Here is a 22,492-nt window from a genome sequence, read left to right on the forward strand (position 1 = left end):
GCGCGCGACCGTTCGACGGTCCCGTGGCCCGGTCAGCCGGCGCTGGTGATCAGTCCCAGTTCGGCGGGGTTCGCCATCGCCGGATTGCTCGGCACGACCCGCACGGTGTAGCCGAACGCGCCGGAGCGATCGAGCGGCACGACGCCCTCGAACGCGGCAGCGCGACCGGAACTGTTCTCCCGAGGTTCGAGGCGCACGTGCTGCGGCGCGACCAGCTCGTCATCTTCGCCGGCATGCCCGTAGACCACCTCGACGGTGACGTCGTCCGGGCTGAGCTCGCCCAGCGCGACATAGGCCCGGAGGCGGAGCCGATCGCCGACCTCCGGCACGGCATCCACTCCCCCGGATTCCACGTGCAGCACGGCGATGTCCGGCCACGCGGCCGTCACCCGCGCCTTCCACTGCGCGAATCGGCGCGCACCTCCATAGCCGTCGGAGCCGAGGCCCGTCGCCTCTTCGGCGGCGGGCAGATAGAGGTCTTCCACGTATTGCCGCACCATGCGGTCGGCGCTCAGCTCGGGTGACAGGGTGGTGAGGGTGTGGCGCACCTGATGCATCCACCTCGCGGGAACGCCGCCCTCGTCACGGTCGTAGAACCGCGGCGCGATCTGATGCTCGATCAGGTCGTAGAGGGCGTTCGCCTCCAGCGCGTCGCGCTCCGCGACATCCCCCGCCGCATCGGCCGAGGGGATGGCCCAGCCGTTCTCCCCGTCGAAGTACTCCGCCCACCAACCGTCGAGGATGGAGAGATTGAGCGTGCCGTTCAGAGCCGCCTTCATGCCGCTCGTGCCGCACGCCTCCAGGGGCCGCAGCGGGTTGTTCAACCAGATGTCGCATCCCGGGTAGAGCGTCTGCGCCATGGTGATGTCGTAGTCGGGCAGAAAGACCAGCCGCTCGCGCACCTCGGGCCGTGCCGCGAACTCGACGAGCTCCTGGATGAGCCGCTTGCCCCCGTCATCGGCAGGATGCGCCTTGCCGGCGATGACGAGCTGCACCGGCCGCTCCGGATCGTTCAGGATGCGCGTGAGCCGCTCCTTGTCGTGCAGCATGAGCGTCAGCCGCTTGTAGGTGGCGACCCGGCGCGCGAAGCCGATCGTGAGCACGTTCGGGTCGAGCACGGCGCTCAGCCACGGCGGGGTGATCGTGCTCGGACTGCGGCGGTGCCACGCGGCGGCGAGGCGGGTCCTGGCATCCTGCACCAGGTTCTCGCGCAGCCTGCCGCGCACCCGCCAGAGCGCGTCGTCGGAGAGCGCGGGCGAGAACCAGTCGGCGTGCGCCGTGTCCGAGGTGCCGAGCGCGTCCTGCGCGAGCTCGAAGAGCAGCGGATCGGTCCAGGTCGGGGCGTGCACCCCGTTGGTGACCGATCCGATCGGCACCTCGTCGAAGTCGAATCCCGGCCACAGTCCCGCGAACATGTGCCGCGAGACGTCGCCGTGCAGCTTCGACACCCCGTTGGCCCGCTGGGCGAGGCGCAGACCCATCACGGCCATGTTGAACACGCCGGGCGCGCCGCCCTCGTAGTCCTCTGCGCCGAGCCGCAGCACATCGTCCACGTCGATGCCGGTCACCAGCTCGTGCCCTTCGAAATACCGGCGCACGAGGGATGCCTCGAACCTGTCGATACCCGCCGCCACCGGGGTGTGCGTGGTGAACACCGTGCCGGCGCGCACCGCCTCCAGCGCCTGAGGGAACGTCAACCCGTCGCCGATGAGCTCCGCGATGCGTTCCAGCCCCTGGAAGCCGGCATGCCCCTCGTTGGTGTGGAACACCGTCGGCGCCTGCACGCCCAGCAGCGTGCCGGCGACGCGGAGCGCGCGCACGCCGCCGATGCCGAGCAGCAGCTCCTGCAGCAGGCGGTGCTCTCCGCCGCCGCCGTACAGCCTGTCGGTGACCCCGCGCAGGTCGTCGTCGTTCTCCGGGATGTTCGTGTCGAGCAGCAGCAACCGCACGCGGCCCACCAGCGTCGTCCAGATGCGTGCGCTCAGCGTGCGTCCGTCCGGCACGGCGAGAGCCACGAGCGCAGGAGTGCCGTCCACGTGCCGCAGCACCGACAGCGGCATGCCGTCGGGGTCGAAGGTCGGGTAGCTCTCCTGCTGCCATCCGTCGGCGGACAGCGACTGTGCGAAGTACCCCGACCGGTAGAAGAGCCCGACGCCCGTCAGAGGGACTCCGAGGTCGGAGGCCGACTTGAGGTGGTCGCCCGCGAGGATGCCGAGACCGCCCGAGTACTGCGGCAACGAGGCCGCGATGCCGAACTCCGGCGAGAAGTACGCGATGGACCGCGGAGCATCCGGCAGGCTCTGGTACCAGCGGGGCTCCTCGATGTATCGCCGCAGGTCGTCGCGCAGACCGTTCGCCCAGCCGACGAACCCCTCGTCGTTCGCCAGGTCGGCGAGGTGCTCTGGACTCACCGCACCCAGCAGAGCGATCGGGTCGTGATTGGTCTGGCGCCAGAGCTGCTCGGACACGTGCCTGAACAGATCCCGGGTGGGCTGATGCCACGACCATCTCAGGTTGCCCGCCAGCTCGTCGAGGGCGTGCAGGGACTCAGGAATGACTGCGCGAACGGTGAATCGACGGATGGCCTTCACCCGCGTCACCCTACCGGCGCGACGTGTCGGGCACGTGAACACGCGACCGCGCGCTGGAGCATCTGCCGCGTCGGGCCGAAGGCGGCTACGGTCGTGAGTGTGACGACCACGACGCCGCCCACTCCGCGCAAGAGCGGGGGTTCCGGCCACCGCTCCGACGCGAAGAACCGCACTCCGCGCACGAGCGCGACCCAGCCGACGAACGCCGCGACATCCGGCTATCGCACGGTGCTCGGACGACTGCCCATCCTCGAGCTCAGCCCGAGCGTCGACGGCGGTCTGTGGCCCGCCAAGGCGTACGCGGGCGAGGTCGTCCCGTTCTCCGCGGTCGCCTTCCGTGAGGGACACGGTGTGATCGGCGTCGACCTGACGCTCGTCTCCCCCGACGGCGCGAGGTTCGAACGCCGGATGCGGCCCGGAGCGCCAGGAACGGACCGCTGGCACACGCTCGCCCAGGTTCCGACGGAGGGCATGTGGCGATTCCGCGTGACCGCGTGGGCCGACGACTGGGCCACCTGGCTGCACGCCGCCGAGGTGAAGGTGCCGCTCGGGCAGGATGTCGAGCTCGTCTTCGCCGAGGGCGCACAGCTCCTGACGCGCGCGCTCGCGGGGCGCCGTCCGCCCTCCGATCGGGTGGCGCTGCGCGAGCTCGTCGAGCTGATGGGCGACACGAGCGCCGACCCGGCCGCGCGCCTTGACGCGGCGACGGCACCACGCGTGACGGGCATCCTCACCGCTCGCCCCATCGCCTCGCTCGTCACCCACAGCGCCGAGCATCTCCTCGAGGTCGAACGCACCGAGGCGGGCGTGGCGAGCTGGTACGAGTTCTTCCCCCGCTCGGAGGGCGCGAAGCGACTGGCCGACGGCACGTGGAAGTCGGGCACGTTCCGCTCTGCCGCGAGGCGGCTGCCTGCCGTGGCGGCGATGGGCTTCGACGTGGTCTACCTGCCGCCCGTGCATCCGATCGGCGAGAGCTACCGCAAGGGACGCAACAACTCTCTGGCGCCGGAGCCCGGCGACCCCGGCTCGCCGTGGGCGATCGGCGGCGACGCCGGCGGTCACGACGTTCTGCATCCCGACCTCGGAGACACCGCGGAGTTCATCAGGTTCGTGCGCAAGGCCGCGAAACTCGGCCTCGAGGTCGCCATGGACTTCGCGCTGCAGGCCTCCCCCGACCACCCGTGGGTGCGCGAGCACCCCGAGTGGTTCACGACCCTGCCCGACGGATCGATCGCGTACGCCGAGAACCCGCCCAAGAAGTACCAGGACATCTACCCGATCAACTTCGACAACGATCCTGACGGCATTCGCGCCGAAGCGCTGCGGCTCATCGAGTACTGGATCGCGGCGGGCATCCGCACGTTCCGGGTGGACAACCCGCACACGAAGCCGCTCGACTTCTGGGAGTGGCTCATTCACACCGTGCGGCTGAAGCACCCGGACATCGTGTTCCTCGCCGAGGCGTTCACCAGGCCCGCCGTGATGCAGACGCTCGCAAAGGCGGGCTTCCAGCAGTCGTATTCGTACTTCACCTGGCGCAACTCGAAGGAGGAGCTCGAGGAGTTCCTCGACTCGATCGCCCACGAGACGGATGCCTTCCTCCGCCCGAATCTCTTCGTGAACACCCCTGACATCCTCACCGAATACCTCCAGTTCGGCGGGCACCCGGCGTTCAAGCTGCGGGCAGCCATCGCGGCGACCGGGGCGCCGCTATGGGGCGTGTACTCGGGATTCGAGCTGTACGAATCGGTCGCCAGGAGCGGGGCGGAGGAGTACATCGACAACGAGAAGTACGAGTACCGGCCCCGCGACTACGCGCAGGCCGAGGCACGCGGCGAGTCCCTCGCGCCGTACCTGACCATGCTCAACAGGGTGCGCGACGAGCATCCGGCTCTTCGGCAGCTGCGCAACCTCACGGTGCACGCCAGCGATGACGATGCCGTGCTCGTCTTCTCCAAGCACCTCGAACGCGAGTTCACCGGCACGCGCACACCAGACACGGTCATCGTCGTCGCCAACGTCGACCCGCACTCGGTGCGCGAGACCCTGGTGCACCTCGATCTGGCGGCGATCGGCCTGCCCGTCGACGCCCGGTTCGAGGTGACGGATGCCGTCACCGGCCAGACGTGGACCTGGGGCTCCGTGAACTACGTGCGGCTGGATGCCTTCGACGAGCCCGTGCACATCCTCAGCGTGAAGGCGGTCTGACACCGTGACATCCCCGACGGGCACCACGCCCCCGAACATCACTCCCCCGACCCGGGCCATCGCCGAGACCGCCGAGACCCACTCGGCCGGGCGTTCCGCCGCGATCGCCGAGGCTGCTCTCGACGACGGGCTGCTGGCGGCGGTCGCCGAAGGACGCCACCACGCGCCGCACGCGGTGCTCGGACAGCACGTGGTCGCCGCCGACGGTGTCGCCGACCGCGTGACGGTGATCCGCGTGCTCCGACCGCTGGCAGAGGCGGTGAACGTCATCCTCTCCACCGGGGCCAGGCTCTCGCTCGCGCATATCGGCCACGGCGTCTGGCACGGCTTCAGCGTTCTCGGCCCGCAGCCCTACCTCGTCGAGGCACGCTATGGCGACGGGACCGTGTGGACGGCCGACGATCCCTATCGCTTCTCGCCCACGATCGGCGAGCTCGACCTGCACCTCATCCGCGAGGGACGTCACGAGCGGCTCTGGGATGCCCTCGGCGCGCATCACCGCGAGCACGAGGCCGTCCCGGGCACGGCATTCACCGTCTGGGCCCCTAACGCCGCCGCCGTGCGCGTCGTGGGCGACCTCAACGACTGGAACGGCGTCGGTGCGGCGATGCGCTCGATGGGCGCCAGCGGTGTCTGGGAGCTGTTCCTGCCCGGCGTGGCACCGGGCGCCGTCTACAAGTTCGAGATCCTCGGCCGCGACGGTGCGTGGCGCATGAAGGCCGACCCGATGGCCAGGTTCACGGAGGTGCCGCCCGCCACGGGGTCGGTCGTCGGCACCACCTCGTACGAGTGGGCGGACGGCGACTGGCTGCGGCAGCGGGCATCCAGCGACCCGCACTCCGGAGCGATGAGCGTCTACGAGCTGCACCTCGGGTCGTGGCGACCGGGTCTCGGCTACCGCGAGGCGGCGGATGCCCTCATCGACTACCTGCTCCCCCTCGGTTACACGCACGTCGAGTTCCTTCCACTGGCCGAGCACCCGTTCGGCGGGTCATGGGGCTATCAGGTCACCGGCTACTACGCGCCGACGAGCCGCTTCGGGCATCCAGACGACCTGCGCCACCTCATCGACCGGTTGCACCGGGCGGGCATCGGCGTGCTCATGGACTGGGTGCCGGGCCATTTCCCGAAGGACGAGTGGGCGCTCGCACGGTTCGACGGGCAGGCGCTGTACGAGCATCCGGACCCGCGCCGCGGTGAGCAGAAGGACTGGGGCACGCTCGTCTTCGACTTCGGCAGGCGCGAGGTGCGCAACTTCCTGGTCGCGAACGCCCTCTATTGGCTCGAGGAGTTCCACGTCGACGGGCTGCGGGTGGATGCCGTCGCCTCCATGCTCTACCTCGACTACTCGCGCAATGAGGGCGAATGGGTGCCGAACGTGCACGGCGGCCGCGAGAATCTCGAGGCGATCGGCTTTCTGCAGGAGGCGACCGCCACCGCATACAAGCGCAACCCGGGCATCGTGATGATCGCCGAGGAGTCGACGGCGTACCCGGGCGTGACCACCCCGACCAGTGCAGGCGGTCTGGGCTTCGGCTTGAAGTGGAACATGGGCTGGATGCACGACTCGCTGCAGTACATGCACGAAGATCCGATGTACCGCTCGTACCACCACGGAGAGATCACGTTCTCGTTCGTGTACGCGTTCAGCGAGCAGTTCCTGCTGCCGATCAGCCACGACGAGGTCGTGCACGGCAAGGGGTCGCTCGTGAACAAGATGCCGGGCGACCACTGGCAAAGGCTCGCGAACGTGCGCGCCTACCTGGCGTTCATGTGGGCGCATCCCGGCAAGCAGCTGCTTTTCATGGGGCAGGAGTTCGGGCAGCTCTCGGAGTGGAGCGAGGAGCGCGGCCTCGACTGGTGGATCCTCGACCAGCCGGCGCATCGAGGGCTCTGGGATCTCGTCTCCAGGCTGAACGCGCTCTACCGAGCCGAGCCGGCGCTCTGGCGCTACGACCACGACCCACGCGGGTTCCAGTGGATCGAGGGCGGTGACGCGCAGGCGAACGTCGTGGCGTTCGCACGGCGCGCCGACGGCGACCCGCTGGTCTGCGTGGCGAACTTCGCGGGCATCCCGCACGACGGATACCGGCTGCCCATGCCGTTCGCCGGCGAGTGGGAGGAGCTGCTCAACACCGACGCCGCGGAGTACGGCGGTTCGGGCGTCGGAAACCTGGGTGTCGTCACGGCGACGGATGCTCCGTGGGGCGGTATGCAGGCATCCGCTGTGCTCACGCTGCCGCCGCTGGCGACCCTCTGGCTGCGCCCTCGGCGCTGAGCGAGGGCCGACCGCCCGCGGCACCAGGGCTCAGTAGAGCAGTGAGGCCAATCGCCCCCGCGCCTTGATGACGCGCGGGTCGGTGACGCCCACCACCTCGAAGTACTCCACGAGCCGCGCGCGGATGCGGTCGCGCGTCTCGGAGTCGGCCGAGGCGAACAGGTCGAGCAGCCGACCGAACGCGTCGTCGACGTGTCCGCCGGAGAGGTCGAGGTCGGCGACAGAGAGCGCAGCGGCCACGTCGTGCGGATCGGACGCCGCGGCATCCCGCACCGCGCCGGCGTCGGCACCGGCGAGCCTCTGCAGCAGGCTCACCTGGGCGAGGCCTGCTACGGCGAGGTCGTCGTTCGGGTTCTGCGCGATGGCCAGCCGATATTCGGCGATCGCCGTGTCGAAGTCGCCGCGCTCGATGGCGTCATACGCCTCCTGGTGGTGCGGCGGCAGCGGTTCGGGTTCCGGTTCGGATGCCTCGTCCGCCTCATCGACGCCCGCTTCGGCGTCGACGCTCACGCTTCCCGTCACACCGTTCTGCTCGGCGATCTGCAGCACCTGTTCGAAGACCTCGCGCACCTGCTGCTCGGGGATCGCACCGACGAAGAGCGGGGCGGGCCGCCCGCCGATCAGCGCGACGACTGTCGGGATCGACTGGGCCTGGAACGCCTGCGAGAGTTGCGGGTTGGCATCGACGTCGACCTTCACCAGCACGAACCGTCCGGCGTAGTCGTTCACCACGCGTTCCAGCGCCGGCGAGAGCTGCTTGCACGGGCCGCACCACTCGGCCCACAGGTCGACGATCACAGGCACCGTGTTCGACAGCTCGATGAACTGGTTGAAGTTCTCGTCCGTGCCGTCGTAGATCAGACCGGGCAGCGTCTGTTGAGGAGACTCCGCCTGCTCTCCGGCCGGCGGCTGCTGGCGGTTGGCGAGCGCAGAGAGGTCGACGGCGCCGCGCAACGAGGCGGCATCAGGGATGTTCGTCATCAGAGTTCCTTCGCACCGAGCAACGCCTGCGTGTAGCCGAGCATCACGATCTTCTTCTTCGACTCCGCCGGCGGCACATAAAACAGTAGCTGGTAGCCGTAGGTGGTCTGCAGTCCCTTCGTGCTGTCGCTCACGCCGGTGAGCGCCTGCACGTTCGCGCTGTTCGTGTGCACTGTGGCGCCGGCCTCGACGGGCTTGACGGTCGTCACCTGGTTGAAACTCGTCGCCACGATGGCTCCAGAGTCATTTGTCGCCATCGCGACCGGAACGGTCGTGTCCGGCACGTTCGCGAACGACAGCGTGGCCGTCTTCGGCAGGGCCTTCTTCTGGGCCGCCTGGTACGCAGCTCCGACCTGCGGCGAGAGCTTGTCGGACTTCTCATCGAAGAGGTTGTAGTACTTGCTCGCTTCACCGTTCTGAAGCACATCGCCGTACGCCGCCGCGAGCTGGTTCGGTGAGATCAGCAGAAGCTTCGAATCGGGCGGCACGATCGAGGTGCCGATGTTGGCCGGAGGCAGGTCAGGCACCGAGGCGTCCGCCTCGAGACCGATCGCGTATTCGACGGTGTAGTTCTCGCGCGCGGAGTTCTGCACCATCACGAGGTCGAGCGGAGCGGCCTTCGCATTCTTCGGGTCGTTGACCACGGCGCTCACCACGCGAGGCCAGCCCTCCGTGGCTTCCGGAAGTTCCAATGACACGGAGCCGCTCGGGATGGCCTGCGCCGCCGGCGCGTTCGACTTCTTCGCGCGCAGCGCATAGTTGCCGAGCCTGGCTTCCAGGGCGGCCCCGCTGAACCGGGTGGCGATGAGCGTCGCGTTGCGAGCGCCGTCCGCCTCCGACGCCGTCTTGGCGACCGAGTTCACGATGTCGTTCAGCTGCGGGCCCGTCACGGCCGGCGGCGGCGTGTCCTTGCCCTGGCCCGGGAGGTTCGTGGCCAGAGGCGTCGACGTCGATGACGGAGTCGCGGCAGCGCCGAACTGCGGCCAGTAGTCGGCAGAACATCCCGACAGCATGATCGCGCCGACCAGCACGACCGGAACGGCGATGGAAGCCCGTCCGATCGACCGCCTGCCGCGCGCCGGCGGCTCCACCTCCTGCGTCGGTCCGTAGTTGCCGGGCTTCGGCGGCTTCGTGCCGCGCGGCAGCTTCGGGCGCTTGCCGCCCCCGCGGCGCGGACCGCGCGAGCGCCGGAGATGACGGATGGCGAGGACGTACATCAGGATGCCGAACGCGCCGAGCACGATGCCGCCGACGATGAGCGGACCAGCCCAGGGAGTGCGGCCGTCAAGCGGCCACGTGATCGCGATGTGATCCGGGGCGGCCTTGGTGCCGTCTCCCGCGATGATCACGCTGACGGTGTCGGGAACGTTCATCTTCGTCACAGCGGCCTTCGTGCCGCTGAACTCCTCCAGCCAGAGATCGGAGCCCGCGGGATCTGCACCCGAATTGCCGGACGCTGCGGAGGTGGAATCGCCGTCTCCCGACGTCGGCGTGGCACTCGGAGAGGGCGATGTCGCCGCAGGCGTCGGCGTGGACGTCGACGCCGATCCCTGGTCGGATCCGTGCGACTTCGGGGTGATCACCTTGGACGTCAGCGCGTTCGTCGCCTCGTCGTAGCTCACCTTCGCGTACTTGTCGCTGCCGATCCACGCGAGCACATCGGCCGTGCGACCATATGCCACGAAGGGCTTGGCAGAGCCCGAGACCGACAATGTCTGCTGTCCCGTGCGGGCGCGCAGCACGGAGCCCTCGATCACCGTGTACGGGGCGCCGCCGGACACCACCGTCGTGGCCTCGACGTTCGCAGGGGGGATCCAGATCGTCCGCTGGGCGATGCCGAGCGCGATGGTCACGGCCGCGGCGATGAACGCCAGGATGGCGATCAGGAATCGCACGAACTCTCCTTCGTCGAACGCGTCGCGCGCGCCGGGTCGCCGCGCACGGCGGCGGGGAGTTCCCGCCCGCGATCAGGTCTTCGGGTCGGCGACACCGCGGGCGGTGCCGACAAGACATCCCACGATACCGAAACAGCCCTGGGAAGCGTCTCCCAGCGCGCTGAAAGGGGAAAGGATGCTCCGTGGACGCCCCCGCGAACGCCGCCGGCGGCATCCAGCGCGGGCCCCGCTCACCCCACCAAACGGGGGTCGGGCCCCGCTACACTCGAAGGGCCCGGCGCATCGGTGCGCCGGCTTCGTGCCGCCTGACCTCCCCCATCACCCGGGAACGCCGCGCGAACCACCCAGCCCTCACACCATCTGAAAGAAGAAGCCCGTGGCCCCCGAAGAGACCGAGTTCACTCAAGTCTTCCGCGGTTATGACAAAGACGAAGTCGACAAGGCGATCCAGGACCTCCGTCGCGAACTGATCCAGGCGAACGCGCAGAGCGCCGATTCCGCCAAGGAGATCAAGCGACTGGGCGCCCGCATCGAAGAGCTCAACGCCGAGATCGAAGAGGTCGGCAGCCCCACCTTCTCCGGCCTGGGCACCAAGCTCGAGAACACGCTCCGCGTGGCCGAGGAACAGTCGACCCGCATGATCGCGCAGGCCGACATCGATGCGGAAAAGCTCCGCGCCGCCGTCGCCGCCGAGGTCGAGAAGACCCGCCGCACCGCCGAAGAGCAGGCGCAGCGCATCCTCGCCGAGGCGCACGCTCAGGCCGACACCACGCTGCAGGATGCCAGCATCGAAGCCAACGAGCTGATCGGCGATTCCCGCGCCAAGGCCGACACCACCGTGCAGGAGGCCCAGCGCGAGGCCGCGGCCGTGCGCAGCTCCGTCGCCACCGAGGTCGCCGAGCTGCGTGCGACCGCCAAGCGCGAGGCGGCAGCGGTGAAGGCCGAAGCGGAGCACGAGGCCGCCGAGGTCAAGGCCGCCGCCGTGCAGGAGGCGACCGAGGCACGTGCGGATGCAGCGGGCCTCAGCCGTGAGGTCGAGGAGACCCGTGCCGCGCTCGCCCGCGAGGTCGAAGCACGCCGTGCCGAGGTCGAAGCCGAGCTCTCCGACCGGCGCACCGCCAGTGCCGCGGAGATCGCGCAGGCGCAGCGGGACCACGATGCGGACACGCAGCAGGCACGCATCGACCTCGCCAACGAGGTCGAGCAGGGCCGGGCAGCGCTCGCCCGCGAGCTCGAGCAGCGCAAGGCCGAGGCGGAGACCGAGGCCGACAAGGCCCGCAAGTCGTTCGAGCGCGCCGCCGACAAGGCCCGCAAGGAGCTCGACAACGAGCTGGCGGGCATCCGTTCGCAGGTGGCCGCCGAGCAGGAGCGACTCACCCACGAGGCCGAGCGTGCCCGCATGGAGCTCGAAGTCGAGCTGAAGGCGCGCCGCGACGAGGCCGAGAAGGAGCACCTGGCCCGTCACCAGGAGGCCGCGGCGCAGACGCAGAAGTATCTCGATGACGCGAATGCCGAACTGGCCGAGATCAGCCGCCGCACCGTCGAGGCACGTGCCGAGAGCGAGGCCATCGAGCAGGAGATGCGCACCGAGGTGAAGTCGGCGCGCAAGGAGGCCGAGAGCTCCGCACGCGACATCGTGCGCGCAGCGGAGGACCGCGGACACGCGATCATCGAAGAGGCGGAGGAGCGCACCCGCATGCTCGTGGCGGACGCCGAAGATCGCCTGTCGCAGATTAGGATCGAGCGCGAGACCGTCGCCGGCTACTTCGAGAGCCTGCGCGGCGTGCTCAAGCAGGCAGAGCAGGTCAGCGCAGAAAACGACTGATGCGCACGGCGCCGAGGGAGTCCTGAGTGAAGATCCAGAATGCGTTCCGCGTCGGTCTCATCGGAACCCTCGGCGTCGGCCTCGGCATCCTCATCCTCACGTCGATCGTCTCGCTGTCGACGATCCTGACGTACATCGGTGCGGCGCTCTTCCTCGCGCTCGGCCTGGAGCCGATCATCGGCTTCCTGGCACGGCGACGGGTGCCCCGCTGGGCCGCGATCCTCATCGTGCTCGTGGTCATCCTCGGATTGCTCGCCCTTCTCCTGTGGGCGATCATCCCGGTGATCGTGAGCCAGAGCACGAGCCTGGTCAAGCAGATCACGTCGTTCGTGCAGAAGGGCACGTACCAGGACTGGTACGAGTGGCTGCAGAAACAGTTCCCCGCCATCGACTTCGACAAGTCGCTGCAAGAGATCTGGACCTACGTACAGCATTCGGCCGGCAGCATCGGCGCAGGCATCCTCTCCGTCGGCATCGGCATCATCTCCGGTTTCTTCGGCGCCGTCATCGTGATCATCCTCACGATCTACTTCACCGCGTCGCTGCCCAACCTCAAGCGCACCACCTACGAGCTCGTGCCGGCCAGCAAGCGCGCGCGCTTCGCCGACATCGCCGAGCAGATCACCGACTCGGTCGGCAAATACGTGATGGGGCAGGTCGCGCTCGGCCTCTGCAATGGCATTCTGAGCGGCATCTTCCTGTCGATCATCGGTGCACCGTTCCCGATCCTGCTCGCGGTGATCGCCTTCCTGTTCTCGCTCGTGCCGCTCATCGGCACCCTTTCCGGGTCGATCATCATCGTGCTCGTGACGCTGCTGCTGTCGCCCTCCCCCATCACGGCGCTCATCGCAGCCATCTACTACGTGATCTACATGCAGGTCGAGGCATACGTCCTGAGCCCGCGCATCATGAATCGCGCGGTCTCCGTTCCCGGCGCCGTCGTGGTCGTGGCGGCACTGGCCGGCGGGTCACTGCTCGGAATCCTGGGCGCGCTCATCGCGATCCCCGTGGCCGCTTCCATCCTGCTGATCATCAAGCAGGTCGTCGTGCCCCGTCAGAACGAGCTCTGAGTTGCTCCTCGTCACCTCAGGCGACGCGCCAGCAGGCCGTGTGCCAGTGTCGTCGTGCCTCGAGATCGGCGGCATCGCCCAGCACACCGTCTGCGCGCCACACGACGAGGTGGGCCGTTCCCTGCGCCACGATGCCGCCGCAGCCGGGGCACGTGTAGGTCTTCTGAGCGGATGCCCCCGACACGGGCTGCACGTTCCACTCGCGTCCTCGACGCACCTCGGTACGCCGCCATCCGTCGATCATGCGACTCAGGCCGTCGGGCTCCTGTGCGCTTCCGCCGGCGCGGCGACGAGGATGATTGCTGCGCGGCATCCCTCAAGTCTATTCGCGACCTGAGGGGGCCGAACGGCGGTCAATACCAGCCAGTGGATTCCGAGTGGTCCCAGGCTCCGCACGGCGTGCTGTAGCGCCCCTCGACATATCCGAGACCCCAGTCCACCTGCGTCTTGAAGCTGGTCTGCCAGTCGGGACCGGCAGACGCCATCTTGCTGCCCGGAAGCGCCTGCGGAATGCCGTACGCGCCCGTGCTCGCGTTGTAGGCGTAGACGTTCCAGCTCGACTCGCGGTTCCAGAGGGCGACCAGGCAGTTGAACTGGTCGTCGCCCATGCCCTGGGACGCCAGCACACTCTTCGCGTAGGCCTGCGCGCTGCCAGGGTCGGGCGTGCCCGCTGCGGGAGCCGACGCGGTGTCGTCACTCGTGGTGGTGACGACCGGCTTCGCCTTCGAGTCGAACGTGTCGACGCTCACCGCGTTGTTCGTCGTCGACCCTGAGACGTCGAGCGATTGCACTGACTGCCCGAGAAACCGCGAATGCGACGACGCGAAGTCCGGAGACGCCGTCGCGCCGGAATACGGGTCGACGATGTTGACGAGGAAGAATCCGATCGCGGCCGAGAAGGCGACGGCCACGACGATCGGCCGCGCTCCACGGGGTCGCCGAGCAGACGCCTGCGCCGTTCTTCGGGTCGGTGCAGGAGGCTCTGCTAGGTGTCGTACTCGCCTGCCCACGATCTCACCACGATAACGAAGATCGGGCTCAGCGACAAAGGGTTCTTCTGCCGGGTCGTCGCGCCTCTCGTCGCCCCGGCTCGGTGCCGCGTGCCGGCTCACCGGACGGCGAGCATCACGTCGATGACGGCGTCGAGCACGAGGTCGACCTGGGCCTCGCGGTAGCCGTGCCGCTGCTGACGGAACACCACGGTGCGCACCTCGTCGACCGACATGGGAAGCCCGTCGCGGAAATAGCGCACGAGGCGTTTCGCGAACTTGTCGACCTCGCGCTTGTTGTACCCGATGGTGAAGATGCTGGTGCGATCGAACCGCTGCCCGTCAGGCCGGCCCAGCCGGTTCAGGATGACCTGCGCCGTGCCACGCGCCTGCTCGAGCCACCGACGGTCGCCGAGCTCGTGCCTGGCCTCCGCGCGCTCCCGCGCCGCGAAGGCATCCTCGAGCCGCTCCAGGGCCCCGTCTACGGCGTCGGGCTGGTACCCGCCGCGCTGCAGGTCGAAGCCCATGCGCCGGATATCCTCGGCCACCAGGGGCACCTCGGGATCGCCTTCGTACGCTCGACGCGCGAGCCTGAGGAAACGGTCGACCTCTTCGGGGTCGTAACCGCGCTTGGAGCGCTTGACGGAGGGGAACGTGGCCACGTCACCATTCTGTCAAAGGCTCGGCATGAGTCGGCTCAGAACGACCGGTCGCACCGCCCGGCGCGTCGCGACTCAGAAACGCTACCTGAAGAGCGGCTCGAAGATCACGTACAGCACGTAGGCGAGGCCGACCGAGGGCAGGATCGAGTCGAGGCGGTCGAGGAACCCGCCATGGCCGGGGAGCCACGAGCTCATGTCCTTGATGCCGATGTCCCGCTTGATCAGCGATTCGGTGAGATCGCCGATGGTGGCTGACACCAGCATGAGCGCACCGAAGACGAGTCCGAACCACCACGGGGCATGCAGCATGAACACGGCGAGGATGACACCCGCGATGAGTGCGGTGGCGGCCGCTCCCGCGAACCCCTCCCACGTCTTCTTCGGGCTGATGTTCGGCGCCATCGGATGCTTGCCGAACGACAGCCCCACGGCGTAGGCACCCGTGTCGACGGCCACCACGATGATCAGGGTCGCCAGGGTCCACCACTGCCCGTCGTGCTGCGCCACGAGCAGCACCGAGAAGCAGGCCAGGAACGGCACGTACAGTATGGCGAACGCGGATGCCATCAGGTCGCGCGACAGCCTCGGCCCGGCCACCCTGCGCCGTGGCGACAGGTTCTCGGCGATACGCCACACCCACAGCAGCAGGATGCCCGCGAGAGCGACCAGCCACTCCCCCGACGCGTGCAGATAGTAGGCGGCGGGCACGAGTGCGACGCCGACCACGGTGAGCGCCACCCGCGGCACACGGTAGCCGCCCACCCGGAGCGCCGTCGCGAACTCGAACGCGCTGAACCCCGCGACGGCCGCCGCGAACACCATGAAGATCTCTTTGACGATCAGCAGGCTCACGAGCAGCAACGCGCCGGCGGCGAGTCCGATCAGGACCGCGAAGACCAGGTTGCGGCCGGTGCGCTGCTGGATCTTCTCGTTCGTGGCATCCAACTGCGCCCTCGTCGCCTGCACCTGGCGTTCGATGTCGGCGCGCCGGTCGCGCATGCGCCTGCCCAACGCCGAGGCGCCCTGTTCGTGGCGCACGTCATCGTCCGGCTGACCGGATGAGGCGTCGGGAGGCTGAGACATCTGGGGTCAGACCTCGAGGAGTTCGGCTTCCTTGCGCACCAGCGCCTCATCGACCTGGTCGATGTGCTTCTTGGTGAGGCCCTCGAGTTCCTTCTCCGCGCGGGCGACCTCGTCGTCGCCCACCTCGGACTTGAGGCCATCGAGCTCGTCCTTCGCCTTGCGGCGGATGTTGCGGATCGACACGCGCGCGTCCTCCGCCTTGGAGCGCACGATCTTCACGTACTCCTTGCGGCGCTCTTCGTTCAGCTCCGGCATCGTGACGCGGATGATCGTTCCGTCGTTGTTCGGCGTCGCGCCCAGGTTGGGCGTGGCGACGATCGCCTTCTCGATCTCCTTGAGCGCCGACTTGTCGTAGGGCGTGATGATGATGGTGCGCGCCTCGGGGTTCTGCAGCGAGGCGAGCTGGGCCAGTGGCGTCGGCGTTCCGTAGTAGTCCACGAGGATGCGCTGGAAGAGCTGCGGGTTCGCACGTCCCGTGCGCACGGTCGAGAAGTCGTCTTTGGCCACCTCGACCGCCTTCGTCATGCGCTCGGTTGCGGTGGCGAGTGAGTCAGCGATCACGTGTCGCTCCTAACGTTCATCGTGGGTCTCATCAAGCTTAGGGCCACGGTCGGCCGCGACGCCCACCGTCTGATACGCGTCGCGCCGCCGTGTTCCTCTGCCGTCGGGGCGGATGTCAGGCGCCGACGATGGTGCCGATCTCACGCCCCAGAATGGCGTCCGTCACGCTGCCCTCCGGTTCGATGCCGAAGATCTGCATGGGCATGCCGTTGTCGCGGCACAGGCTCAGCGCCGTCGCGTCGATCGCCTTCAGGTTGCGCACCAGCGCGTCCTGATAGCTGATGCGCTCGAGCTTGACCGCTTCTGGGTTCTTGCGCGGGTCGTCGCTGTACAGTCCGTCGACGCCGTTCTTGGCCATCAGCACGGTGTTCGCGCCGATCTCGAGCGCCCGCTGCACGGCGACCGTGTCGGTGGAGAAATACGGCAAGCCGGCGCCCGCTCCGAAGATGACGACGCGCCCCTTCTCCAGATGACGCTCCGCACGGCGCGGGATGTACGGCTCGGCGACCTGCGTCATGCTGATCGCCGACTGCACCCGCGTCTCCGCGCCCGCCTGCTCGAGGAAGTCCTGCAGCGCGAGAGCGTTCATCACGGTGCCGAGCATGCCCATGTAGTCGGCTCGACCGCGGTCCATGCCGCGCTGGCTCAGCTCAGCACCGCGGAAGAAGTTGCCGCCGCCGACCACGATTGCCACCTCGACGTCTTCCGCTGCCTTGGCGATCTCACGGGCGAGCGAACCGACCACATCGGGATTGACCCCGAGGGAGCCGCCGCCGAACGCTTCGCCTGACAGTTTGAGAAGGACTCTCCGTCTCGTGTCGTTGGGCATGTGCGAGTCCCTTCCTCGGGTGCTTTTTCGAATCTAACGTAGCGGTGACCGGGCTTCCGGTCACCGCTGATCGTGCGCGTCTCAACCGTCGTGGATGACGCTGGACATCACGGGTGAGGCATCCGGATGCTTCCCTGCCGCGCGCACAGAAAAGGAGTCCGGATCGAGATGATCCGGACTCCTTCTCACTGGCTCAGGCGCCGACCTTGAAGCGGGCGAACCCGGTGATCGTGATGCCGGCGTCGGAAGCGACCTTCGCCACGCTGAGCTTGTTGTCCTTCGCGTAGTCCTGGTCGAGCAGGGCGACCTGCTTGAAGAACGCGCCGAGGCGACCCTCGATGATCTTCGGGAGCGCGGCCTCCGGCTTGCCCTCGTTGCGCGAGATCTCCTCGACGATACGGCGCTCGTTCTCGACGACCTCCGCGGGAACATCGTCGCGCGTGAGGTACTCCGGGTTGGCGAACGAGATGTGCTGCGCGATGCTGCGCGCGGTCTCCTCGTCGTCGCCCGAGTAGGCGAGAACGACACCGACCTGCGGGGGCAGATCCTTCGACGTGCGGTGCAGGTAGATCGAGAACTTCTCGCCCGGCAGGCTCGCGAAGCGACGAAGCTCGACCTTCTCACCCAGGATGGCCGCCTCGTCGTTGATGACCTCGGCGACGGTCTTGGTCGCGGCGGGGGCGGCCAGCGCCTCCTCGAGCGTCGTGGCGCCCGCCTCGACGATGGCCTCCTCGATGCCGCCGGCGAGAGCGATGAACTTGTCGTTCTTCGCGACGAAGTCCGTCTCGCAGTTCAGCTCGAGGATGTAGGCGCGGTCGCCGTGGGCGCGGGCCGTGACGAGTCCCTCGCTGGTCGAGCGGTCGGCACGCTTGGCGTTGCCCTTGGCACCCTTCAGACGCAGGATCTCGGTGGCCTTCTCGATGTCGCCATCGGCCTCCTCGAGCGCCTTCTTGGTGTCGACCATGCCGGTGCCGAGCTGCTCGCGCAGCGCCTTGATGTCGGCAATGCTGACGTTTGCCATGGTGGTGTGAACTCCTCGGTTCGAAGTGGGTTACTTGGCCTCTGCTGCGTCGCCCTCGGCGGTCTTGTCCGCCTCGACGACGGCCTCTGCCTCGGCGGAAGCGCCCTCGGCGTCGGCGTCGGACTCCGTGGCCTCGATCTGCTCGGCCTCCTCGTCGACGACCTCAGCTGCCTCGGCCTTGCCCTCGGCCAGGTCGACGTCGGCGACCTTCGCGGTCTCGGCGCTCGACTGCGTGCCGCCCTCGCCTGCCTCGAGAAGCTCGCGCTCCCACTCGGCGAGCGGCTCCGCACCCTCTTCGCCCTCTTCGGGCTTCTGGTGACGCTGGATGAGGCCCTCGGCCGCGGCGTCGGCCACGATGCGCGTGAGCAGGCTGACGGAGCGGATCGCGTCGTCGTTGCCCGGAATCGGGTACTGCACCTCGTCGGGGTCGCAGTTGGTGTCGAGGATGGCGATGACCGGGATGCCCAGCTTCTGCGCCTCGTCGATCGCCAGGTGCTCCTTCTTGGTGTCGACCACCCAGATGGCGCTCGGCGTCTTCGACAGGTTGCGGATGCCGCCCAGCGACTTGTGCAGCTTGTCGAGCTCGCGCTTCTTGATCAGCAGCTCCTTCTTGGTGAAGCCGCTGGTGGTGCCCTCGAAGTCGAGCTCCTCGAGCTCCTTCATGCGGGCGAGTCGCTTCGACACGGTCTGGAAGTTGGTCAGCAGACCACCCAGCCAGCGCTGGTTCACGTAGGGCTGGCCGACGCGCTGCGCCTGCTCGGCGATGGCGTTCTGGGCCTGCTTCTTCGTGCCGACGAAGAGAATGGTGCCGCCGTGGGCGACGGTCTCCTTGACGAAGTCGTACGCCTTGTCGATGTAGGCGAGCGACTGCTGAAGGTCGATGATGTAGCTGCCGGAGCGCTCCGTCAGAATGAAGCGCTTCATCTTCGGGTTCCAGCGACGGGTCTGGTGTCCGAAGTGCACGCCGCTGTCGAGCAGCTGGCGCATGGTGACGACTGCCATGGTCGTGATCCTTTTCTCGGCATCGCGGCGCGCAGCCACTCGATGCCTGGTCGGTTGTCCCGCGAGAGCCGGACGGCACTCGCGCCTGGCGCCCGACAGGCATCCACTCCGACCGAAGTCGAAGACCGGGGATTCCTGTGCCGTTCGCGGCTCCCGAGCGATCGGGACGCGGCAGCGGACGGGCGCGCGTAGTCACCCCGACGAACCGGGGTGCCCGACAATCATACCAGGGCGGATACCGCGATCAGGCCGTGCGCTCGCGGTGCAGGTGCTCCAGCTTCGTCTTGTCCTCGAGCTCGAGCCCCGTGACCTCCGGCAGCGCCGAGAACACGAACCAGAACGACAGTGCGGCGAACAGCGCGAACCCCGCATAGACCCAGCCGAGACCGACGGCCTGGCTGAGCACGGGGAACAACAGCGTGACGAGGAAGTTGAACACCCAGTTGCACGCCGCCGCGATGCCGAGGCCGAGACCGCGGATCCGGTTCGGGAACACCTCGCCGAGCACGACCCACATGACCGGGCCCCACGTGGCGGCGAAGAAGATCACGAAGAGGTTCGCACCGATCAGCGCGATGACGCCCCACGGCTCGGGAAGCGTCACGGTCTTGCCCGACATGTGCGCCTGCGAGAACGAGACCGACGCGAGCACGAGGCCCACGAACATCCCGGCGGACCCCCAGAGCAGCAGTGCCTTGCGGCCCACCCTGTCGACGAAGAGGATCGCGACGAACGTGAGCACCACGTTGATCACCGAGGTGATCACCGAGGTCACGAACGAGTCGCTCGAACTGAATCCGACCGACTTCCAGAGGGTGGTCGAGTAATAGAAGATGGCGTTGATGCCGACCAGCTGCTGGAAGGCCGCCATACCGAGGCCGACCCAGAGGATGGGTTGCAGGCCCAACGCCGTGCCGCGCAGGTCGCGATATCTCGCGCGGCTCGCGTTCTCCAGGCTCTCCTCGATCTCGGAGATGCGCCTGTCGATGTCGATGGCGCCCGTCACCTCGCTCACGACGCTTCTCGCCTCGTCCTTGCGGCCCTTGCGCACGAGGAACTGCGGCGACTCGGGAATCGAGAGCGAGAGGATGCCGTACACCAGCGCAGGGATGACGCCGACCAGGAGCATCCACCGCCATGCGGGGAGCCCGAACCACAGTTGGCGCATCGCGTTGCCCTCTGAGCCGGCCAGCGCGGCGTCGGAGAGCAGTGCGAGGAAGATTCCGAGGGTGATCGCCAGCTGCTGAAGCGAGCTGAGCGCGCCGCGCAGCTTGGCGGGCGCGATCTCGCCGATGTAGGCGGGCGCGATCACGGAGGCGATGCCGATGGCGAGTCCCCCGATGAACCTCCACAGCATGAGGAACCAGTCGGCGAACGCGAGGCCGGAGGCGATCGAACTCGCGACGAACAGGATCGCGGCGAGCACCATGACGGGCTTGCGGCCCCACGCGTCGGCGAGTTGGCCTGCGAACCAGGCGCCGATCGCACAGCCGATCAGCGTGATCGCCACGGTGAAGCCGATCGCCGCCGATCCGAGATCGAACGTGTGCTGGATCGAGTCGACGGCCCCGTTGATCACCGAGGTGTCGAATCCGAACAACAGCCCACCCAGCGCGGCGGAGATCGTCACGCCGAGCACTTTGCCGCGATGAGCGGAGCCCATCGCACCCCCGCCTGATTTCCGACCCTCGTCGGTCGAATGCTCATCGGTCATCGAGATCGCCCCCCAATCTCGCCGCGGCGCACTCCCGGCACGGTCGCGCGAGCGGCACTCTTGCACGCTAACACCGGCGACGACGGCGAGGGGAGCCCCACGCGATCTTCTCGTCCCCCGCCTCTGTCACGGCTCGATCATCCACAGATCCGGCCGACGGCCTCCTGACAGCCTCTCCTCGACGCCAGGATCGTGGCATGTCGTCACCGCGGTCCTCTCGCGTCACCCGAGCGTCGGGTGCGGTCGCGGTGGCGACGCTCGCCCTCGTGCTCACCGGTGCCCCCGATCCGGTGAGCGCGAGGGCGCCCCCTTGCTGGTGCGGACCTGCACGATGCGAGCGCCGCTGTTCGGCCTTCGGGAGTCGGCACGTCGGCCGGGGCGTCGCGCACGGCGAACAGCCACGGCACGTGGTCGTGGCCCGTCCCGGGCGCGCGTACGGTGTTGCGCGGGTACGAGGCGCCGGCATCCCGCTACTCGGCGGGGCACCGCGGGATCGACATCGCAGCAGTCACGGGTACGCCTGTCGTGTCCCCCGCGAGCGGAACCGTGCGCTTCGCGGGAGTCGTCGTCGACCGCCCCACGATCACCGTCGCGACCGTCGACGGTGTGCTGATCAGCCTGGAACCGGTCGCGAGCCCCCTCGCAGCCGGAGACGTCGTCGCAGGCGGGCAGAGTCTCGGACGGGTCGCCGCAGGCGGGCACTGCAATGCGGCCTGCGTGCACCTCGGGGTACGCGTGAACGGCGACTACGCCTCACCGCTGCTTTTCTTCGGCGGGGTGCCGCGCGCGGTGTTGCTGCCGTTGAACTGAGTTGCTGCCGTTCAACTGCCCGGAGGTCACGGACGTCGTCACGCCCGAGGGTGTGCGCGTTGGTAGCTCTCCTTGAGCCGCTCGGCCGACACGTGGGTGTAGATCTGGGTCGTGCCGAGGCTCGCGTGCCCGAGCAGTTCCTGCACGGCGCGCAGATCCGCGCCGCCGTCGAGCAGATGCGTCGCGGCGGTGTGCCGAAAGGTGTGCGGTCCGGACGGACCGGAGCCCGGCACGTCCTGCAGCACCGCCGAGACGAGCCGGTACACCGTGCGCTGATTGATGCGGGCGCCCCGAGCGCCGAGGAACAGCGCGCGCGGCTCGACAGCTCCCGTTCCTGCCGCGGCCCTGGCCACGAGCACGGGTCGCGCGACCCGCAGGTAGTCGACGATCGCGTTCAGCGCGGGCACACCGAACGGTACGACGCGATCTTTCGAGCCCTTGCCCGTGACCCGAACAGTGAGCCGATCGAGCTCCACATCGTCGACGTCGATGCCGGTGAGCTCCGAGACCCGCAACCCAGAGGCGTACAACAGCTCGAGCATCGCGGCATCGCGCAACGCAACGGGGTCGTGGCCTGCCGCCTTCGCCTCCAAGCTCGCGATCAGATCGGATGCCTGTTCTTTCGTGACGATCCTGGGCAGTCGACGATCCGCTTTGGGGGCGCGAAGCCGGCGCCCGGCATCCACGTTCGCCCTGCCCGTTCGTTCGAGCCAGGCCGTGAACGATCTTGCGGATGCGGCCCGCCGCGCTATCGACGCCTTCGCCAGCCCGGACTCCTGCGATCGCCACAGCCAGTCCCGAAGGTGCGCCAGCTGGAGCATGGTCGGATCGACCATGCCCTCGGCGTCGGCGAACACCGCAAGCGACCGCAGGTCCGCACCGTATCCGCGGACCGTGCCGACCGCGTAGCCGCGTTCGGAGCTCAGATGCTCTTCGAACGCCGCGATGGCCTCGTCCCACGACATGGTCCCAG

The 22,492-nt window shown here is 68.4% G+C and carries 18 protein-coding genes; 5 read left to right on the top strand and 13 right to left on the bottom strand.

Annotated features, from left to right (window positions below; genetic code table 11):
- Positions 1-32 precede the first annotated feature (32 nt).
- Positions 33-2,591 carry an alpha-glucan family phosphorylase gene (glgP, locus tag FPZ11_RS04115; RefSeq protein WP_146318603.1) on the bottom strand — a complete coding sequence of 853 codons (2,559 nt, stop codon included), beginning with the start codon at positions 2,589-2,591 and terminating at the stop codon, positions 33-35.
- A 99-nt stretch (positions 2,592-2,690) separates the two neighbouring features.
- On the opposite strand from glgP, the gene FPZ11_RS04120 reads away from it, so the two are divergent.
- Entirely contained in the window at positions 2,691-4,799 is a 2,109-nt protein-coding gene (locus FPZ11_RS04120; protein ID WP_437438636.1) for an alpha-1,4-glucan--maltose-1-phosphate maltosyltransferase, read from the top strand.
- A 103-nt stretch (positions 4,800-4,902) separates the two neighbouring features.
- A complete protein-coding gene (gene glgB / locus FPZ11_RS04125) occupies positions 4,903-7,077 on the top strand; it encodes a 1,4-alpha-glucan branching protein GlgB (protein WP_246846637.1) in 2,175 nt (724 codons plus the stop codon).
- A gap of 30 nt (positions 7,078-7,107) precedes the next feature.
- Here the strand turns inward: glgB and FPZ11_RS04130 are convergent, their stop codons facing one another.
- Together FPZ11_RS04130 and FPZ11_RS04135 are read right to left on the bottom strand one after the other, a co-directional pair.
- Entirely contained in the window at positions 7,108-8,058 is a 951-nt protein-coding gene (locus tag FPZ11_RS04130; RefSeq protein ID WP_146318607.1) for a tetratricopeptide repeat protein, read from the bottom strand.
- Positions 8,058-9,953: a DUF8094 domain-containing protein gene (locus FPZ11_RS04135; protein ID WP_146318609.1), complete on the bottom strand. Its 1,896-nt coding sequence runs from the start codon at positions 9,951-9,953 to the stop codon at positions 8,058-8,060. The genes FPZ11_RS04130 and FPZ11_RS04135 overlap by 1 nt, the downstream gene beginning before the upstream one ends.
- 376 nt (positions 9,954-10,329) lie before the next feature.
- Between FPZ11_RS04135 and FPZ11_RS04140 the strand changes: the two genes are divergently transcribed.
- Positions 10,330-11,778 carry a DivIVA domain-containing protein gene (locus FPZ11_RS04140; RefSeq protein WP_146318614.1) on the top strand — a complete coding sequence of 483 codons (1,449 nt, stop codon included), beginning with the start codon at positions 10,330-10,332 and terminating at the stop codon, positions 11,776-11,778.
- Between the two features lie 26 nt (positions 11,779-11,804).
- A complete protein-coding gene (locus FPZ11_RS04145) occupies positions 11,805-12,848 on the top strand; it encodes an AI-2E family transporter (RefSeq protein WP_146318616.1) in 1,044 nt (347 codons plus the stop codon).
- 16 nt (positions 12,849-12,864) lie between these two features.
- Here the strand turns inward: FPZ11_RS04145 and FPZ11_RS04150 are convergent, their stop codons facing one another.
- The 9 genes from FPZ11_RS04150 to FPZ11_RS04190 all read right to left on the bottom strand — a co-directional run bounded on the left by FPZ11_RS04150 (position 12,865) and on the right by FPZ11_RS04190 (position 20,709).
- Positions 12,865-13,161 carry an Rv1322 family protein gene (locus FPZ11_RS04150; protein ID WP_146318618.1) on the bottom strand — a complete coding sequence of 99 codons (297 nt, stop codon included), beginning with the start codon at positions 13,159-13,161 and terminating at the stop codon, positions 12,865-12,867.
- 40 nt (positions 13,162-13,201) lie between these two features.
- Complete coding sequence (locus FPZ11_RS19675) at positions 13,202-13,759, bottom strand: aggregation-promoting factor C-terminal-like domain-containing protein (RefSeq protein ID WP_367889429.1); 558 nt, start codon at positions 13,757-13,759, stop codon at positions 13,202-13,204.
- A 197-nt stretch (positions 13,760-13,956) separates the two neighbouring features.
- A complete protein-coding gene (locus FPZ11_RS04160; protein WP_146318620.1) occupies positions 13,957-14,499 on the bottom strand; it encodes a DivIVA domain-containing protein in 543 nt (180 codons plus the stop codon).
- 81 nt (positions 14,500-14,580) lie between these two features.
- Complete coding sequence (locus FPZ11_RS04165) at positions 14,581-15,582, bottom strand: phosphatidate cytidylyltransferase (RefSeq protein ID WP_246846521.1); 1,002 nt, start codon at positions 15,580-15,582, stop codon at positions 14,581-14,583.
- Positions 15,583-15,588: 6 nt separating this feature from the next.
- The gene (frr, locus tag FPZ11_RS04170; protein ID WP_146318622.1) at positions 15,589-16,143 is read right to left on the bottom strand and encodes a ribosome recycling factor; all 555 of its coding nucleotides are present in this window, start codon (positions 16,141-16,143) and stop codon (positions 15,589-15,591) included.
- 115 nt (positions 16,144-16,258) lie between these two features.
- Complete coding sequence (gene pyrH / locus FPZ11_RS04175) at positions 16,259-16,972, bottom strand: UMP kinase (RefSeq protein ID WP_146318624.1); 714 nt, start codon at positions 16,970-16,972, stop codon at positions 16,259-16,261.
- A 193-nt stretch (positions 16,973-17,165) separates the two neighbouring features.
- The gene (gene tsf, locus FPZ11_RS04180; RefSeq protein ID WP_146318626.1) at positions 17,166-17,993 is read right to left on the bottom strand and encodes a translation elongation factor Ts; all 828 of its coding nucleotides are present in this window, start codon (positions 17,991-17,993) and stop codon (positions 17,166-17,168) included.
- Positions 17,994-18,023: 30 nt separating this feature from the next.
- Entirely contained in the window at positions 18,024-18,995 is a 972-nt protein-coding gene (gene rpsB / locus FPZ11_RS04185) for a 30S ribosomal protein S2 (RefSeq protein ID WP_146318628.1), read from the bottom strand.
- Positions 18,996-19,239: 244 nt separating this feature from the next.
- A complete protein-coding gene (locus FPZ11_RS04190; protein WP_146318630.1) occupies positions 19,240-20,709 on the bottom strand; it encodes a sugar porter family MFS transporter in 1,470 nt (489 codons plus the stop codon).
- 438 nt (positions 20,710-21,147) lie between these two features.
- Between FPZ11_RS04190 and FPZ11_RS04195 the strand changes: the two genes are divergently transcribed.
- Positions 21,148-21,519 carry a M23 family metallopeptidase gene (locus tag FPZ11_RS04195; protein WP_246846522.1) on the top strand — a complete coding sequence of 124 codons (372 nt, stop codon included), beginning with the start codon at positions 21,148-21,150 and terminating at the stop codon, positions 21,517-21,519.
- Between the two features lie 38 nt (positions 21,520-21,557).
- Here the strand turns inward: FPZ11_RS04195 and FPZ11_RS04200 are convergent, their stop codons facing one another.
- Entirely contained in the window at positions 21,558-22,484 is a 927-nt protein-coding gene (locus tag FPZ11_RS04200; RefSeq protein WP_146318634.1) for a tyrosine recombinase XerC, read from the bottom strand.
- Between the last annotated feature and the right edge of the window lie 8 nt (positions 22,485-22,492).

Origin of the sequence: Humibacter ginsenosidimutans (assembly GCF_007859675.1) — a bacterium.
Classification (GTDB): domain Bacteria; phylum Actinomycetota; class Actinomycetes; order Actinomycetales; family Microbacteriaceae; genus Humibacter; species Humibacter ginsenosidimutans.